Genomic DNA, 16,255 nt, shown 5'->3' on the forward strand with positions numbered 1-16,255 from the left:
GCAGTGGATCAGTCGCCCCTTCCCGGGGTGGTGAGCGCCTCGGGTGCGAACGCCCTGCGCCAGGCCAGCGCGACGTACACGAGCCCGATCAGGACCGGCACTTCGATGAGCGGGCCGACGACCCCGGACAGGGCCTGACCGGAGGTGACGCCGAACGTCGCGATGGCGACGGCGATGGCCAGCTCGAAGTTGTTGCCCGCAGCCGTGAACGCCAGGGTCGCCGTGCGGTCGTACGCCAGCCCCAGGGACTTGCCGAGCAGGAACGTGCCGAAGAACATGACGGCGAAGTAGACGAGCAGCGGCAGCGCGATCCGGACCACGTCCAGCGGCTGCGAGGTGATCGTCCTGCCCTGCAGGGCGAACAGGACGACGATCGTGAACAGCAGCCCGTACAGGGCCCAGGGCCCGATCCTCGGCAGGAACGCGGTCTCGTACTTCTCCCGGCCCATCCGCCGCTCCCCGATACGGCGGGTGAGGAACCCGGCCAGCAGCGGGACACCGAGGAACACGATCACGTTGACGGCGATGTGCCACACGGAGACGTCCAGGCCCTGGCCGTCCCCGAGGCCCAGCCACCTCGGCAGCAGATCGAGGTAGAACCAGCCGAGCAGACCGAACGCGATCACCTGGAACACGCTGTTCAGGGCCACCAGCACGGCGGCCGCCTCGCGGTCGCCGCACGCCAGGTCGTTCCAGATGATGACCATGGCGATGCAGCGGGCCAGGCCGACGACGATCAGGCCGGTGCGGTACTCGGGCAGGTCGGGCAGGAAGATCCACGCCAGCGCGAACATGACCGCCGGGCCGACGATCCAGTTGACGACCAGCGAGGACACCATCAGTCTGCGGTCACCGGTGACGGTGTCGAGCCGGTCGTAGCGGACCTTGGCCAGCACCGGGTACATCATGACGAGCAGGCCGAGCGCGATCGGCAGCGAGACGCCGCCGACCTCGATCTTCGCCAGCGCGTCGTCCATCCCGGGAATCAGACGGCCCAGCCCCAGGCCGACGGCCATGGCCAGCAGGATCCACACCGCCAGATACCGGTCGAGGGTCGAGAGCTTCCGGACGATCGAGTCGTCTCCGGCCGCCCCGGCCGTGGCGGGTTCGACGGAGGTCACGGACAGGCCCTCTTCTTCCCGGCCGCGGTACGGGCGGACTCCGCCAGCGCCGCGAACTGCTCGGACAGACCGGCCAGAACCTCCGGGCGCAGCCGGTAGTACGTGAAGCGGCCGCACGGCTCCGTCTCCACCACGCCCGCCTCGCGCAGCACCCTCATGTGGTTGGACAGATTGGTCTGCTTGGCACCGGTCTCCTCGACCAGATGCGTCGTGCACAAGGTCTCCCGCGCCAGCAGGGTCACGATCCTCAGGCGGAGGGGATCGCCCAGCACCCGGATCACATCAGGATCGACTGAAGTCATCATGCACTGATACTGTCACATCACCTCCCACTGATACCAGCGACAACTGATGTGCTGGTGACCGTGTGCCATCCCGCGACGAGAGAGAGCGATCACCATGGCCGAGGCCCGGCACAAGCCGTCCGTCCTGTTCGTGTGCGTCCACAACGCGGGGCGGTCCCAGATGGCCGCCGCCTGGCTCACCCACCTGGCCGGAGACCGCGTCGAGGTCCGCTCGGCCGGGTCCAGCCCCGGCAACGCCGTCAACCCGGCCGCCGTCGCCGCCATGGCCGAAGTCGGCATCGACATCTCCGCCGAAGTCCCGAAGGTCCTCACCGCCGACGCCGTCCGCGCGTCGGACGTCTGCATCACGATGGGCTGCGGCGACACCTGCCCCGTCTTCCCGGGCAGGCGCTACCTCGACTGGAAGCTCGACGACCCGGCCGGCCGGGGCGTCGAGGCCGTCCGTCCGATCCGCGACGAGATCAGGACCCTGGTCGAGGCACTCCTCGCCGAGATCGCCCCACCGGGACCGGGCGTCACCTCGGGCGGTTCCTGACCGGCGGTGCGGCCGGAGCAACCGACTCCGACCGCCTTCCTGCCGGGGATCCCGTGCCGCGGGTACGCGGCTACGGGGTGGTCACCGCGGGCCTCGGGGCCTTCGCCATGCCGGTGCCGAGGAAGAAGCCCGGGTGCGGTGGCTGGTTGTAGGCGGTGTTCTGCCAGGCCAGGGCGGTGCGGTAGGTGGTGTCGTGGAGCAGGGTGGTGATCTTCGTGTCGGTCTCGTACGGCGTGGAGTAGATCCGCAACGCGGTGTTGTTCGTCGTGGGCCAGACGACCTCCTCGCGCCAGTCCCCGAACAGGTCGCCGGAGATCGCGGGCGTGGCCTTGGTCCCGTTGTTCGAGTGGACCGACGCGCCGGTCAGCAGCCGGGTGTCACCGCCGGTGCCGTACTTGTCGATGTGGGTGCCGTCCAGCAGTTCGCGGGTGAGGTCGCCGTCCCACCAGCACAGGAAGTTGGTGCTGGAGGGCTTGCGGCTCGCGACGACGGTGCCCCGGGGGTCGCGTACGCCGTCGGCGGCCGACGACCACGACTCGGCGCCCGCGCTGCCGGCCCAGATGTCGCCGCTGACACCGCGTCCGTTGTCGCCGCCGGCCGGTGTCGACCAGAGGATCTGTCCGGTGCGCGCGTCGGCCATCCAGGAGGACGGCTTGGATCCGTCCTCGTCGACCTTGAACTCCTCCAGACCCGCCCGTGACGGGTCCAGATCGCCGACGTGCTGGGCGTCGCCGTGGCCGTTCCCCGTGGTCCACAGCGCGTTGCCGTTGTCGTCGACGGCCATGGCCCCGTAGACGATCTCGTCCTTGCCGTCCGCGTCCACGTCGGCGACCGACAGCTGGTGGTTGCCCTGGCCGTCGTAGCCCCGGCCCTTGTTGGTCGAGCTGTTGGTGTCGAAGGTCCAGCGCCGGGTGAAGGCCCCGCCGCGCCAGTCCCAGGCCGCGACGACCGTGCGGGTGTAGTAGCCCCGGGCCATGATCAGCGAGGGGCGGGAGCCGTCCAGATAGGCGGTTCCGGCCAGGAAGCGGTCGACCCGGTTGCCGTAGCTGTCGCCCCAGGAGGAGACCGTGCCGCGGGCCGGAACGTAGTCGACCGTGCCCATGGCCGCACCGGTCCTGCCGTCGAACATCGTCAGGTACTCCGGACCCGACAGCACGTAGCCGGCCGAGTTGCGGTGGTCGGCCGACGAGCTGCCGATCACGGTGCCCCGTCCGTCGACGGTCCCGTCCGAGGTCTTCATCGCGACCTCGGCCCGGCCGTCGCCGTCGTAGTCGTACACCTGGAACTGGGTGTAGTGGGCGCCGGAGCGGATGTTGCGGCCCAGGTCCACGCGCCAGAGCCGGGTGCCGTCCAGACGGATCCCGTCCACGACCGTGTTGCCGGTGTAGCCGGACTGGGAGTTGTCCTTGGCGTTGGTGGGCTGCCACTTCAGGACGAAGTCGAGCGCCCCGTCGCCGTCGAGGTCGCCGACCGAGACGTCGTTGGCCTCGTAGGTGTACGCGACGCCGTCGGGGGTGGTGCCGCCGGCGGGCGGGCTGATCGGCACGTCCTTGTATCCGGCGCGGAACTGGATCGCGTGGACGGAGTCGCCCTGCTCCACTCCGCCGACGACGGCACGCACGGTGTAGTCGGCGGAGTTCGGGGCGCCCGCGTGGAAGTAGTTCGTCGAGCCGGTGACCGGGGAGGCGTTGACCTTGGTACCCGCCCGGTAGACGTTGAAGGAGACGTCGTCGGCGTCGGTGGCGAGCCAGCGCCAGCTGATCAGGTTGCCGGTGTCGGTGTGGACGCTGACCAGGCCGCGGTCCAGTTTCTCGGCCTGCCGCGCGGTCGCCGCCTGCGAGGTCTGGCCGGTGACGACGAGGGCGGTGGCGGCCAGCACCCCCGCGGTGAGCGCGCCGAGCAGGGTGCGGGTCCGGGTGGAGCGGTGTCTGCGGGGGGAACGGGGTTGCTCAGGAGCCACGGTGCGTGCCTTCCGGAGTGGGGACGGGTGGGGTACCCCTCAGTGCCCGCCGGTCACGGAAAGGTTGCCGCCGTGTGTCACGCGGAATTCACCCGTTCGCCGCAGCGCGGTGGCGGCCCCGGCTTGCCGGGAACAGGCTTGTGGGCCAGTGCCGCCGACCGACCGGCGGCAGAGGGTGATGGGGGTACGACGTGCCGGACACCGGTCCACGCGACCACGGGACTCCGCCGGCCGACCGCATGGCGGCCGCGCTCCTGGACACCCTGTTCAGCCAGTCCGCGGTGGGCCTCCACGTCCTGGACACGGACCTGCGGGTGGAGCGGGTCAACACCCTCACCGACGAGGTCTCCCCCGAGGAGATCGTGGGCCTGCGCTTCACGGACGCCTATGTGCTGGACGACCCCGAGGAGTCCGAGCGGCTGCTGCGCGGGGTCCTGGAGAGCGGGACACCAGTACTCGACACGGTCCTGCGGGGACGGGTCGCCGGAAGCACCGGCCCCAGCCACAACGTGATGGTCACCGTGCACCGCCTGGACGACGCCTCGGGCCGTCCGCTGGGGCTGCTCGCGGCCGTCGTCGACGTCCACGAGCGGGAGAAGTCGCGGGCCCGGGTGGACGCGCTGGCCTCGGTCCGCCGGAACGTGGGCCACTCGCTCGACATGGAGGCGATCAGCCAGGGCTTCGTCCGCGCCCTGGTGCCGAAGTTCGCGGACTTCGCGGTGATCGAGGTGGTCGACGACGTACTGCGGGGTTCGCACGCGCCGCTCAGCCCGGTGGGCGGCGAGGTCCCGCTGCGCAGGGCGGCGCAGCTGGGGGTCGACGGGGACACGCCGGTCGGTGAGCTGCGGCGGCTGCCGGAGGGCACTCCCTCGGCGCTCGCCGCCGCCGATCTGCGGCCCCGGCTGCTGGCGCTCGGCCGGGACGCCCCCTGGCTGGACTCGGACCCGGTGACGACACACATGGTCGAGGCGACCGGTGCGCACTCCCTGATCGTGGCGCCCCTGAAACTGCACGGCGCGTTCCTCGGACTGGTCAGCCTCTACCGGTGCACCGGCTCCGAACCCTTCGACGAACGGGATCTCACCCTGGCCCAGACCGCGGCCGCGCACGTGGCGCTGAGCATCGAGACCTCCCGCCGCTACGCCCACGACCATGTGATCGCCTCGACCGTCCAGCGCCGGCTGCTGCCGCAGTCCGACGGGGCCCGGGTCGCCGTGGAAACCGCCCAGGTGCTGCTGCCGGGGCGCAACAGCGGCTGCTGGTTCGACACCATCGGGCTCTCCGGGGCCCGTACGGCGCTGGTCATCGGCAATGTGGCCGGGCACGGTCTGCAGACCGCCATCGCGATGGGGCAGCTGCGCACGGCCGTGCACGCCCTGGCCGGCCTGGACCTGGAGCCGGACGAGGTCCTGGCCCGGCTCAACGACACGGCCGACCGGCTCGCCGAGGAGCGGCGTGCGCTGCCGCCGGGCGACGCGCTGCACCGCCAGCCGCTGACGGCGACCTGCATGTTCGCCGTCTACGACCCGCTGAGCCGGAGCTGCACGGTGGCGCGGGCGGGGCATCCGGCGCCGGTGGTCGTCGACCCCGACGGCCGCCCGGTCCCGCTCGACGTCCCCGAGGGCCCCCCGCTGTTCTCCGAGGACAGCGCCCCGTTCGCCACCGCCACGGTCGAGCTGGACGAGGGCAGTGTGCTCGCCTTCCTGACCGGTTCGCTGCTGACCGACGCCGACGCGGTGACGAAGGTGCAGGACGCCCTCGCGTATCCGGACCGGCCCTTGCAGGCGCTGTGCGACGCGATCGTGTACAACCTGCCGCCCGGGACGCACCCGGACGGGGCAGCGCTGCTCCTCGCCCGGACGGGCGTCGTCCCGCCAGACCGCGTGGCGACGTGGGAGCTGCCGCACGACCGGACCACCCCAGCCGTGGCCCGCACCCTGGTCCGCGACCGGCTGGAGGGCTGGGGCCTGGAGGAGGAGACGGTCGAGGCGACCGAGCTGATCGTGAGCGAGCTCGTCACCAACGCGGTGCGCTACGGCACCCCGCCGCTGACCCTGCGGCTCCTGCTGGACCGCACCCTGACCTGCGAGGTCCACGACACCAGTCCGGTGGCTCCGCATCTGCGCCACGCCCGCACCGTGGACGAGGGCGGGCGCGGGCTGTTCATCGTCTCCCAGCTCGCCGCGCACTGGGGCACTCGGTACAGCTCCGGCGGGAAGGCGCTCTGGACCGAGCAGGAGATCGGCCACGACGCGCATTCCTGAGGAGCGGAGCGGCGGTGCGTCCCGCTCGCGACACGCACCGCGCGGACGGAGCATGAGGGGATGGCCATGGAGAATCCGCGCGGGGAGCCGCGTCTCCTGCGGGACGCGGCGTTCGTCCTGGCCGCCCTGTGCACCCTGGTCATGGCGCTGACCGCGACGGCCCGTTCCACGGTGCTCTCCCCCGCCTTCCACCGCTCGGTCCTGGACGGCTCGCACGTCTACACCCGGCTGTACGACGAGGTGCTGGTGGACCCCGAGGCGTCCGGCGTCACCCGGGACCTGCTGGCCCGGCTGCCGGTCCCGGAGGCGGTGGTCACCTCGAACATCAAGGTGGTGCTGCCGCCCGAGACCGTCCGGTACCTGGCGCACCAGCAGATCGACAGCGTGGTCGGCTATCTGCGCGGTGATGTCGGCACGCTGCGCCTGACGGTCGATCTGCGGCCGGTCGCGGCCGGTCTGGGTGAGCTGACGCAGATCTACTTCGGCGATCTGGTGGCCTCGCTCCAGGACCGGGACGAGCCGGACTTCGCGGCGTTCTCGGCCGATCTGAACGCGGCGCTGGCGGATCTGGTGGCCGGCCGCGGCCCGGCCGGACTGCCGGAGCTGCCGCTCTCCGCGGCGCAGGCCGGCGCGGCGACGGACGCCCTGCTGAGAGCGGTGCCGGAGGCGGAGCGGGCGGCGCTGCGGCCCGAGGTCCTGGTCGCGCTGGAGGAGGGCGATGTCGCCACGGCGCTGGCCGCCGTCGCCCCGGCCGCCGTGTCGGAGCGGACCCGGGCCTCGGCGGCCGGTCTGCGGGACATGGCCGGCGACGGCACCTGGGACGTGACACAGGCGCTGGCGGCGTCGGGCAACGGGCTGGACGCCGTCCACCGGGCGCGGGCCGTCACGCACGGGGGCCTCGGCCTCGCGGAGGCGATCGCGACCGTGCTCGGCGCGGCGTCCCTGGTGGTGCTGTGGTTCGCCTGCGCCGGGGGGACGGCGCGGCGGTCCGCGTTCCTGGGCGGGGCGCTGGTCTCGGGTGCGCTCCTGACGGCGCTCGCGGTGCTGATCGCCTGGGTGGTGACCGGCGGGCGGGTGGTGGATCCGCCGGACTCCTGGCCGTCGAGCGTGTCCGCGCTGGTGGACGACGTGCAGGGGGCCGCCTTCACCCGGATCGTGGTGACGGCGCTGACGACGGCCCTGGTGCCGTTCGTGTGCGGGGCGCTCCTGATGGTGGGCGGACGGCTGCTGCGGACGCGGCCCCGGGCGGTGTTCACGGCGCCCCGGGTCCGGGGGCTGGCGGCCGGGGTGGGGTGCGCCGCGATCGCCGGGGTGCTCCTGGTGCCGCCGGGCGTGAACGCGGCCCCGCCGCGCGCCTGCGAGGGCGGCGTCCGGCTCTGCGCGCTGCGGTACGACGAGGTGGCGTACGTGACGTCGCACAATGCCAACGCGACCACGTACGACCGGTTCATCGGACCGCTCCAGGACCCCGGGATCACCGCACAGCTCGACGCGGGGGCGCGGGCGCTCCAGATCGACACCTACCGCTGGGAGACGTCGGAGGAGATCACCGGACGGCTGGCGGACTCCGATCTGACCCCCGAACAGCGGCGGCTCGTCGGCTCGGCGATCGACCGGGTCAATCCGCCGCGTCCGGGGCTGTGGCTCTGCCACGCGGTGTGCCGGGCGGGCGCGATCGAGCTGGTGCCGGCGCTGAAGGCGCTGGGCACGTGGATGCGGGAGCACCCGGACGAGGTCGTCACGCTGATCGTGCAGGACGCGATCAGCGGCGAGGACACCGCGCGGGCGTTCCGGGAGGCGGGCCTCGACGAGCTGCTGCACACCCCGGACCCCGATCCGGACGCGCCGTGGCCGACCCTGGGCGCGATGGTGGACAGCGGGCGGCGGCTGGTGGTCTTCGCCGAGGAGGCGGACGGGCCCGCGCCCTGGTACCGGAACTTCTACCGGTACGGGATGGAGACGCCGTTCGCGTTCCGCTCGCCGGACGCGATGAGCTGTGTGCCGCACCGGGGCGGCACCGGCAAACGGCTGTTCCTGCTGAACCACTTCATCACGGTGGCGGGCGGCAGCCGGCTGGACGCGGGCAAGGTCAACGCCCGCGACTGGGTGCTCGACCGGGCCCGCCGCTGCGAGCGGGAGCGGGGCCGGCCGGTGAACTTCGTGGCCGTCGACTACACGACGATCGGTGATGTGCGCGGGGCGGTGGCGGCCCTCAACGAGGAGCGGGCGGCCGGGCGGTGAGGCGGGTCGCGCACGGGCCTCAGGCGGGAGCCGGCCGGACGCCGGACCGGGCGAGCAGCACCACCGAGCAGACCGCCGCGAGCGCGCACCAGGTGGAGACGAACTCCGTGCGCCACAGCACCGCGCAGACCGCCGCTCCGACGCCCGCCAGGACGCCGAGGCGCACCAGCCACCGGTCGCCGGAGAGCAGCAGCGCGCCGACGGTCGCGAGGAGGTAGCCCGCCACGATCGGTCCGGGGAGCGGCAGGCCGAGCACGTATCCGACGGTGCGGCCGCGGATGTGGGCCGTCACCGGCCGTGTCGCCAGGGCGTAGGCGAGGACGGCGGCGGTCAGGACCCCGGCGGCCAGCGGCACGGCCTGGCGGCGGCGGGCGGCGGGCGGGACGGCGCACAGCACGCCCAGCGGGACCCAGAGCGCCAGGACCGGCAGGGCGATGACCGCCCAGGCGAGGGTGGCCGGGCCGCTGCCGCCGTCCGCGTGCCAGACCGCGGCCTCGACGATCTGGTGCGCCCCGAGGAGGAGCGGCAGGGCGGCGAGCGGAAGATCGCGCGGCCGGCGGGTGCGTGCGACGCAGACGGCGCCGGTCGCGGCCACCGCGGTGCCCGCGACGAGATCGGCGGTGGCGCTCCAGCACATGGCTCACCCCGTGGTTCCTCGTCTCCGCCGGCCGCGCCGGACCACGGCCGCCGCCCCGGTCACGGTACGGCCCGCCGGCCGGGTCGCGGACTGTGACACACCGACTCCTTGACCGGTCCATGCCATTGACGTACCGTCACCGTCGTTCGCATACAAGAACTCAGGTCAGCATACGGAACGCTCTCCCCTGCCGTTCCCCTGGCCGAGGGATTGCCTGCCACCGGACCGAACCCCTCATTGGTGCCCGCGGGGAACACCGCGGGCGGTGAAAGGAATACCCAGTGCGTACCAGAAATCAGCATGCCGAACGGAGGGGCGGCCGCACAGCCGCCGTCTTCGTCGCCGGTGCCTCACTCCTCCTCGCCGGGTTCACCGCGCTCTTCGCGACCGATTCCGCGACGGCGGCCCCCGCGACCGGCTCGTACAGCCTGTCGAACGCGAACAGCGGACTGTGTCTGGAGGTCCCCGGCTCCGCGGCCTCCGACGGAGTACAGCTCGCCCAGCGCGCGTGTTCCGGGGCCGCCGCCCAGACCTGGCAGCTCAAGGCGTCCGGCAGCGGCTACACCCTGACCGCCGCCCACAGCGGACGGTGCGCCGGGGTGCGCGACGCCTCCACGAGCGCGGGCAAGGCCGTGGAGCAGCAGGGCTGCACCGGCGGGGCCGGGCAGGTGTGGACGCTGACGCAGGTCAGCGGCGCCACGTACCAGGTCGTCAACGCCAACGGCGGCAAGTGCCTGAACGTGAAGGACAGCTCGACGGCGGCCGGCGCCCTCGTCCAGCAGAACTCCTGCGACTCGGTGACCAGCAAGCGCTGGACGTTCACCGCCGCCGGATCGACCCCGACCGACCCGCCCACGGACCCGACCGACCCGCCGACCGACCCCGGGGCCCCGCCGGCCTGGCCGAAGGCCACGAGCAGCCAGCCGCTCACCTCGACGATGAAGGTCTCCGGCAGCTACGACGGCGGTCTCAAGCGTTTCTACGGCAGTGGGGACCTGGGCAGCGGCGGACAGGACGAGGACCAGCCGGCCCTGATCGAGCTGGCGGACGGCGCCACCCTGCAGAACGTCATCCTCGGCTCCCCCGCCGCGGACGGGGTGCACTGCGCGGGCACCTGCACGCTGAAGAACGTGTGGTGGGAGGATGTCGGCGAGGACGCCGCCACCTTCCTCGGCGGCTCCTCCTCGCTGGTGCGCACGGTCGACGGCGGCGGCGCGAGGCTTGCGGACGACAAGGTCTTCCAGCACAACGGCGGCGGCACCCTCGTCATCAAGAACTTCCAGGTCGAGGACTTCGGCAAGCTCTACCGCTCCTGCGGCAACTGCTCCACCCAGTACGGACGGCACGTCCAGGTGCAGAACGTCTGGGTCACCGCTCCGGGCGACACCCTGGTGGGGATCAACACCAACTACGGTGACACGGCCCGCTTCTCCGGCGTCACGATCTACGACGACGCGGACCACGACATCGACATCTGCACCAAGTACAAGGGCGTGACCAGCGGCGAGCCCAGCAAGATCGGCACCGGCGCCGACGGCACGAACTGCATCTACTCCGGCTCCGACATCACCTACGCCGACTGACGCGCACGGAGCCGTCGCGCCCGCCCGCCCCGGCCACCGGGGCGGGCGGGTCCGTCCGTCCGGTCCGCTTCACATCAGGCCGTTCCGTCCGACCAGGCGTACGGCGGCGGCACGGGTTCGTCGGACGAGCCCGCGCCCGCGCGGCCGATCTCGCGGTCGGCGACGCTCATCAGCTGACCCGCGACATCGCGCATCGCGCGGCTCGCCGCCAGCTCGTCCCCGATGGTGGGCACGTCCGGGTCCTGGGGAGCGCACCGGGCGATGCCGTGACCGGTGAGCTTCGCCGTTCCGGTGTCCAGCACCGCTTCCGCCTTCGTCGTTCCGTCCACCTCCGACAGATCGACGCGGACCGTCCATTCCATCGTGCGGTTCATCGCACACCTCCCGGGCCCGCTACCGGTGGGCGGGCGCCGCCGTCGTCGTACGGGTCATCTCCAGCATCCACCCATCCGGCTGCCCGCGCCCGTTCCCGGCACGGGCGGCCCCGGCTCGGCCTGCGCCGGACCCCGGTCCGAAATACGATGCTTCCTGGCGACCCCACGCACCGCGGAGCGGCCCATGAACCGGCGTCCCCGCTCGGCCAGTGCCGAGGAGCTGCTGACCACCCTCCATCGGCTGACCTCGCGCGCACGGCACGAGGTGGAGCTGCACCAGGCCCGGGTGGAACTGGCGGAAGCCCTCCAGCGCGAGATGCTGCCGCCCGAACTGCCCTCGGCACCCGGGCTGAGCACGGCCGCCCGCTACGCACCGGCCCGCAGCGGCCTGGACATCGGCGGCGACTGGTACGACGGCTTCCGGCTTCCGGACGGTGCGCTGGCCTTCGCCATCGGGGACGTCCAGGGCCATGACGTCGAGGCGGCGGCCTTCATGGGCCAGGTCCGCATCGCCATGCGGGCACTGGCGACGACGGCGGCCGATCCCGGCGAGGTCCTGCGGCAGACGAACGAACTGCTGCTCGCCGTGGACTCCGCCCTCCTGGCGACCTGCACCTTCGTCCGGCTCGAACCGGGCACCCGGGAGCTGCTGATCGCCCGCGCCGGCCATGTGGGCGCGGTCTGGGCCACGGCCGGCGGGGCCTCGGGCGTCACCGAGGACGAGGGCGGACTGCCGCTCGGGATCCAGACCGGCGAGGACTATCCGGTCACCGCCCGCCGCCTCACCGGCGACGGGGTGTTCGTCCTGGTCACCGACGGGGTGGTGGAGGGCCCCTCGTACCCGATCACGGAGGGGATGGAAGCGGTCGAGCGGGTGGTGCGCGCGTATGCGCGCGACGACGCGGACACGGTGGCCGACGCCGTCCTCGGCACCGCCGAGCGCACCGGCCACGAGGACGACGCCGCGGTCCTCGTGCTGCGCCACACCGGGGCCCCGGCCGCCGGCTGAGACGGCGCCGCGCCACCGGGCGCGGGGCGGCGGGGGCGTGTCACGCGGCCGTCACCCCGGGCGCCGGTGTCTGATGAGAGGCGTGATCCGCAGCGAGAACAACCGCCGCCGGGCCGTGGCGTTACTCCGTGTCCTGGGTGTCGCCGGTGCCTACTACGCGGCCGGGGCCCTGGGACTGACCCGGCAGGTGATCGTCGACGGGGCGGTGATCACCCCGCTGTGGCCGCCCACCGGCATCGCGCTGGCCGCGCTGCTGCTGATGGGCGCGCGGGTCTGGCCGGGGATCGCGCTGGGTTCCCTGCTCGTGATCACGACGCTCAGCGGTTCGGTGTCGGGGTCCACCGCGTTCGTCGTCGCGGGCAACACGCTCGCCCCCTTCCTCGCGTATCTGCTGCTGCGCCGGGCCGGATTCCGTACGGACCTGGCCCGGCTGCGCGACGGCATCCTGCTGGTCTTCCTGGGGGCGCTGACCGGAATGCTGATCAGCGCGACGACCGGCACGGTGTCCCTGCTGGTGGTGGAGAAGCTGCCGTCGAGCGGATTCTGGTCGGCGTGGGCGGCGTGGTGGGCCGGGGACGTGATGGGGGTGCTGGTGGTCACCCCGGTGGTGCTGGTGCTGCGGCGGCTGCGGATGCCCCGGGCCGACGACCGCTGGGCGGAGGCCGGCGCGCTCACGGTGGTCGCTGTCGCCGGCACGCTGGAGGCGACCCGAAGCCCGCTGTCGATGCTCTATCTGGTCTTCCCGATCGTCGTCTGGGCGGCCCTGCGCTTCCGGCTGGCGGGCAGCGCCCCGTGCGCGCTGCTGGTGTCGGTCCTGGCGACCGTCGCGGCGACGGACCGGGTCGGGCCGTTCGCCGGCCACACGATGGTCGAGGACATGATCAACCTGACGGTCCTGAACGGTGCCGTCGCGCTGACCGCGCTGCTGCTGGCGGCCGTCGTGACCGAACAGCAGACGGTCCGGCGGCGGATCGAGCGCGCCTGCGAGGAGTTGGCCGAACTGGTCGACCAGCTGGCCCCCGGCCGGTCGGCCGCGGCCTGGCCGTCGCGGGCGGAGGACGAACGCGACAGCCGCTGACCGGGCGCCGCGCGGGGGCTCAGCGCGCGAAGTGGCGGTCCAGGAAGTCGTTGCGGAAGGTGCCCTCGGGATCGTGGCGGGCCATCAGCGCCTCGAAGTCCCGGTAGCGGGGGTAGAGCGTGCGCAGCACGTCGGGCGGGGTGCCGAAGACCTTGCCCCAGTGCGGGCGGGCGCCGAAGGGGGCCAGCGCCTCCTCGATCCGGGCGAGCACCGGGGCGACCGCTGCGCCGTCCGGGACCCAGGTGAAGTGGAAGGCGACGGAGTCGCGGCCGAAGGCGGGGCTGAGCCAGAGCCGGTCGGCGGCGACGGTGCGGATCTCGGAGATCTGGAGCACCGGGGCGATCAGGTCCCGGATTCGGGCCAGGGCCTCGTAGGCGGCGGCCGCGTCCTCACGGGCCACGAAGTACTCGGACTGGAGTTCGTCGCCGTTGCTCGGGGTGAATTCCAGCCGGAAATGCGGCAGCCGGCGGTGCCAGGGGCCGGGGACACCGCCCTGGCGCGTGCAGTGGCCGGCGTCCATGCCGGGAACGGGGTGGCGCGGACCGTCGGCCGGGCGCGCGCCCGGCAGCAGGGCCGGCACGTCCTCGGCGCCCGGGTCGCCGACGCGCTCCTTGACCCAGACCTGGGCGAGCGGTCCCGGCCGCCAGTCCGTGAAGACGCTGACGCTGTACGCGGCGCCCGTCACCGCGTCGAAGCCGTCGGTCAGAACGGACTCGGGCAGATCCTCGTACACCCACTGCCGCACGTCGAAGGCGGGGACCAGGTCGAGCGTCAGCCTTGTCACCACGCCGAGCGCGCCCAGCGCCACGACCGCGCCGTCGAAGCCCGCGTCGCCACGGCCGAGGGTGAGCTTCGCGCCGTCGGCAGTGATCAGGTCGAGGGAACGGACCGCGCCCGCGAGGCACGGGAGCGCGGCCCCCGAGCCGTGGGTGCCGGTCGCACAGGCGCCGGCCAGCGAGATGTGCGGCAGCGAACCCAGGTTGTGCAGCGCGAACCCGCGCGCGTGCAGATCCCCGGCGAACTCGCCGAAGCGCAGTCCGCCGCCGACCGTGGCGGTGCGCGTGTCCGGGTCGATGCCGACCTCGCGGGGCAGTCCGGCCACGGAGACCAGGTCACCGGTGGTGTCGGCGACCGTGTTGAAGGAGTGCCGGGTGCCCAGCGCCCGGACCGAGGTGGCGGCGGCGACCGTCTCCCGCAGTTCGGCCTCCGAGCGGGGGACGCACAGCCGCTTCGCCCCGAACGTGATGTTGCCGGCCCAGTTCGTCTCCGCGGGAGTCACCGTGCGTCCTTCTTTCGCTCGTGACCGGGGCCGATCCCGCCCCGGCACCACGATTCTCCCAGACGGACATATCCGCACAGCATCCGGTTCCCCCACGTCCCACATACCAACAACCGGCTACAGAACCTGAGATCCCGTACGGATCGGGACGAGTTCATGCCCCCTCCGCCTGTCTGAACTTCACTGGAACAGCAGCGAAAGGGCACGTGTGTGGATATCGTGCACCGAGCGAGGGCGCATCCGTCAGTCCACAGGATCGGCGGATGCGCCCCGTTTGTGGCGATGCAACTGTGACTGGGGGGTTCATGGGGCATGTCGAGCTACCCGAATCCGAAATATCAGGACCCGTGGGACTGGCAGGGGCGCCACGTCCGCGGACCGCTTCGAACCGGCTCTGCGGCCGGGCCTCCGACCGGCCGCCGCAGGGCCCGACCGTACAGCGCGACCGTTCGGCCCGGACCACGGCGCGAACGGGGACCGGCCGGCGTCTGCCGTTCGTCGTCTGCACCGACCTGCTGGGCCTGGGGGTTCCCGGCTGGCTGGTGCTCCGCGCCGGCGCCCAGCCCTCGCCGGCCACTGCGGCGACCACGGCCGCACTGGTGTGGTGCTGCGTGCGGGCCGCGCGCGGCCGCTACGCACGGCGACCGGCCGATGCCGCGCCCGGCGCCCTGACCGCCGCCGGGGACTGGCTGCTGCTCATCGGCGTGGTGGCGGTGCTCGGCACCGCCACCCGGGCCCCCGTCGACCCGGCGACGGTGGTCGTCGCGCTGCTGCCCGGACTCCTGGTGGCCCTGGCGGCCGGAGGCGTGCGGCGGCTGCCGTGGTCCCGGCGGCGGAGCGCGGTGCGCCGGGTGCTGGTGGTCGGCGAGGCCGCGGGGGTGGACCGGGCGGTGCGGCTGCTGACCTCCCGGAGCGATCACGGCTACCGGGTGGTGGCGGCCCTGCCCGTCGGCACGGCGGCCCTGGGCTGCGAGGCCCCGGTGCCGGGGCGGCTGGCTCCGGAGCCCGCGGACGACGACGCCTCGACGGTGCTGGGCGCGGCCTTCGCGTACGAGGCGGATCTGGCGCTGGTGGTGCCGGGCACCCGGCTCGCCGAGGAGCGGTTGCGCCGGCTGTCCTGGGCGCTGCACGACGGCGGGCTCGATCTGTCCGTCCTCTCGCACCTCTCGGAGATCTCCGAGCGCCGGGTCCGCCCCTCGTCCGCCGCGGGTCTCACGCTGCTGCACATCGCGCCGCCGCTGCGGCACGGGCCGCAGCCCGCGCTCAAGGCGGCGGTGGACCGTGCCGGCGCCGCCCTCGGTCTGCTCGCCCTGGCGCCCCTGCTGCTGGCGGTGGCGGTCGCGGTGCGGCTCACCTCGGCCGGGCCGGTCTTCCACCGCCAGGTGCGCCAGGGGCAGCACAACCGCCCGTTCACGATGTGGAAGTTCCGCACGATGGTGGCGGACGCCGAACGGCACCGGGCCCGGCTGGCGGCCGCGAACGAGACCGACGGACCGATGTTCAAGATGCGCCGGGACCCCCGGGTGACCCGGGTGGGCCGGCTGCTGCGCCGCTCGTCCCTGGACGAACTGCCCCAGCTCTTCAATGTGTTACGTGGTGACATGTCCCTGGTCGGTCCGCGTCCGCCGCTGCCCGACGAGGTGTCCCGTTACGACGAGCGGGAGTTGAGGCGGCTCGCGGTCAAGCCGGGGCTCACCGGCCTGTGGCAGGTCAGCGGCCGGTCGGACCTGTCCTGGCAGGAGACCGTCTCGCTCGATCTCTGGTACGTCGACAACTGGTCGGTGGCCACGGACATGGGGCTCATGGCCCGGACCCTGCGCGCCGTCACCGACGGCCGCGGCGCGTACTGAGGGCGGCGGGCCGGATGGG

At 73.1% G+C, this 16,255-nt stretch carries 13 protein-coding genes; 7 read left to right on the top strand and 6 right to left on the bottom strand.

What is annotated here, in order from left to right:
- Positions 1-8: 8 nt before the first annotated feature.
- Complete coding sequence (gene arsB, locus ACFVDM_RS06875) at positions 9-1,121, bottom strand: ACR3 family arsenite efflux transporter (protein ID WP_383634184.1); 1,113 nt, start codon at positions 1,119-1,121, stop codon at positions 9-11.
- On the bottom strand, positions 1,118-1,426 hold the full coding sequence (locus ACFVDM_RS06880) for an ArsR/SmtB family transcription factor (protein WP_383634186.1): 309 nt from the start codon (positions 1,424-1,426) through the stop codon (positions 1,118-1,120). Before ACFVDM_RS06880 ends, arsB begins: the two co-directional genes overlap by 4 nt.
- Before the next feature lie 94 nt (positions 1,427-1,520).
- Here ACFVDM_RS06880 and ACFVDM_RS06885 point away from each other — a divergent pair, with 94 nt between their 5' ends.
- Positions 1,521-1,961, top strand: a complete 441-nt coding sequence (locus ACFVDM_RS06885; RefSeq protein WP_383634188.1) for an arsenate reductase ArsC — start codon at positions 1,521-1,523, stop codon at positions 1,959-1,961.
- Positions 1,962-2,031: 70 nt separating this feature from the next.
- Here the strand turns inward: ACFVDM_RS06885 and ACFVDM_RS06890 are convergent, their stop codons facing one another.
- Positions 2,032-3,921: a rhamnogalacturonan lyase gene (locus ACFVDM_RS06890; RefSeq protein ID WP_383634190.1), complete on the bottom strand. Its 1,890-nt coding sequence runs from the start codon at positions 3,919-3,921 to the stop codon at positions 2,032-2,034.
- Between the two features lie 191 nt (positions 3,922-4,112).
- Here ACFVDM_RS06890 and ACFVDM_RS06895 point away from each other — a divergent pair, with 191 nt between their 5' ends.
- Positions 4,113-6,185 carry a SpoIIE family protein phosphatase gene (locus tag ACFVDM_RS06895; protein ID WP_383634192.1) on the top strand — a complete coding sequence of 691 codons (2,073 nt, stop codon included), beginning with the start codon at positions 4,113-4,115 and terminating at the stop codon, positions 6,183-6,185.
- Positions 6,186-6,251: 66 nt separating this feature from the next.
- Positions 6,252-8,426: a hypothetical protein gene (locus tag ACFVDM_RS06900; protein ID WP_383634194.1), complete on the top strand. Its 2,175-nt coding sequence runs from the start codon at positions 6,252-6,254 to the stop codon at positions 8,424-8,426.
- A 19-nt stretch (positions 8,427-8,445) separates the two neighbouring features.
- Here the strand turns inward: ACFVDM_RS06900 and ACFVDM_RS06905 are convergent, their stop codons facing one another.
- Positions 8,446-9,063, bottom strand: a complete 618-nt coding sequence (locus ACFVDM_RS06905; RefSeq protein ID WP_383634196.1) for a DUF6629 family protein — start codon at positions 9,061-9,063, stop codon at positions 8,446-8,448.
- Between the two features lie 281 nt (positions 9,064-9,344).
- Here ACFVDM_RS06905 and ACFVDM_RS06910 point away from each other — a divergent pair, with 281 nt between their 5' ends.
- The gene (locus ACFVDM_RS06910; protein WP_383634198.1) at positions 9,345-10,646 is read left to right on the top strand and encodes a pectate lyase; all 1,302 of its coding nucleotides are present in this window, start codon (positions 9,345-9,347) and stop codon (positions 10,644-10,646) included.
- Positions 10,647-10,720: 74 nt separating this feature from the next.
- On the opposite strand, the gene ACFVDM_RS06915 is transcribed toward ACFVDM_RS06910, so the two are convergent.
- Positions 10,721-11,020, bottom strand: a complete 300-nt coding sequence (locus ACFVDM_RS06915; RefSeq protein ID WP_383634200.1) for a DUF1876 domain-containing protein — start codon at positions 11,018-11,020, stop codon at positions 10,721-10,723.
- A 184-nt stretch (positions 11,021-11,204) separates the two neighbouring features.
- Between ACFVDM_RS06915 and ACFVDM_RS06920 the strand changes: the two genes are divergently transcribed.
- Together ACFVDM_RS06920 and ACFVDM_RS06925 are read left to right on the top strand one after the other, a co-directional pair.
- On the top strand, positions 11,205-12,029 hold the full coding sequence (locus tag ACFVDM_RS06920; RefSeq protein ID WP_383634202.1) for a PP2C family protein-serine/threonine phosphatase: 825 nt from the start codon (positions 11,205-11,207) through the stop codon (positions 12,027-12,029).
- 82 nt (positions 12,030-12,111) lie between these two features.
- Positions 12,112-13,107 (top strand): MASE1 domain-containing protein, encoded by a 996-nt coding sequence (locus tag ACFVDM_RS06925; protein WP_383634204.1) that lies wholly within the window; start codon positions 12,112-12,114, stop codon positions 13,105-13,107.
- A 19-nt stretch (positions 13,108-13,126) separates the two neighbouring features.
- Here ACFVDM_RS06925 and ACFVDM_RS06930 read toward each other — a convergent pair whose 3' ends face one another.
- Positions 13,127-14,386 (bottom strand): D-arabinono-1,4-lactone oxidase, encoded by a 1,260-nt coding sequence (locus ACFVDM_RS06930; RefSeq protein ID WP_383634206.1) that lies wholly within the window; start codon positions 14,384-14,386, stop codon positions 13,127-13,129.
- Between the two features lie 347 nt (positions 14,387-14,733).
- On the opposite strand from ACFVDM_RS06930, the gene ACFVDM_RS06935 reads away from it, so the two are divergent.
- Positions 14,734-16,236, top strand: a complete 1,503-nt coding sequence (locus tag ACFVDM_RS06935; RefSeq protein WP_383634208.1) for an exopolysaccharide biosynthesis polyprenyl glycosylphosphotransferase — start codon at positions 14,734-14,736, stop codon at positions 16,234-16,236.
- The last annotated feature ends 19 nt before the right edge of the window (positions 16,237-16,255 follow it).

Origin of the sequence: Streptomyces sp. NPDC057682, from assembly GCF_042799575.1 — a bacterium.
Classification (GTDB): domain Bacteria; phylum Actinomycetota; class Actinomycetes; order Streptomycetales; family Streptomycetaceae; genus Streptomyces.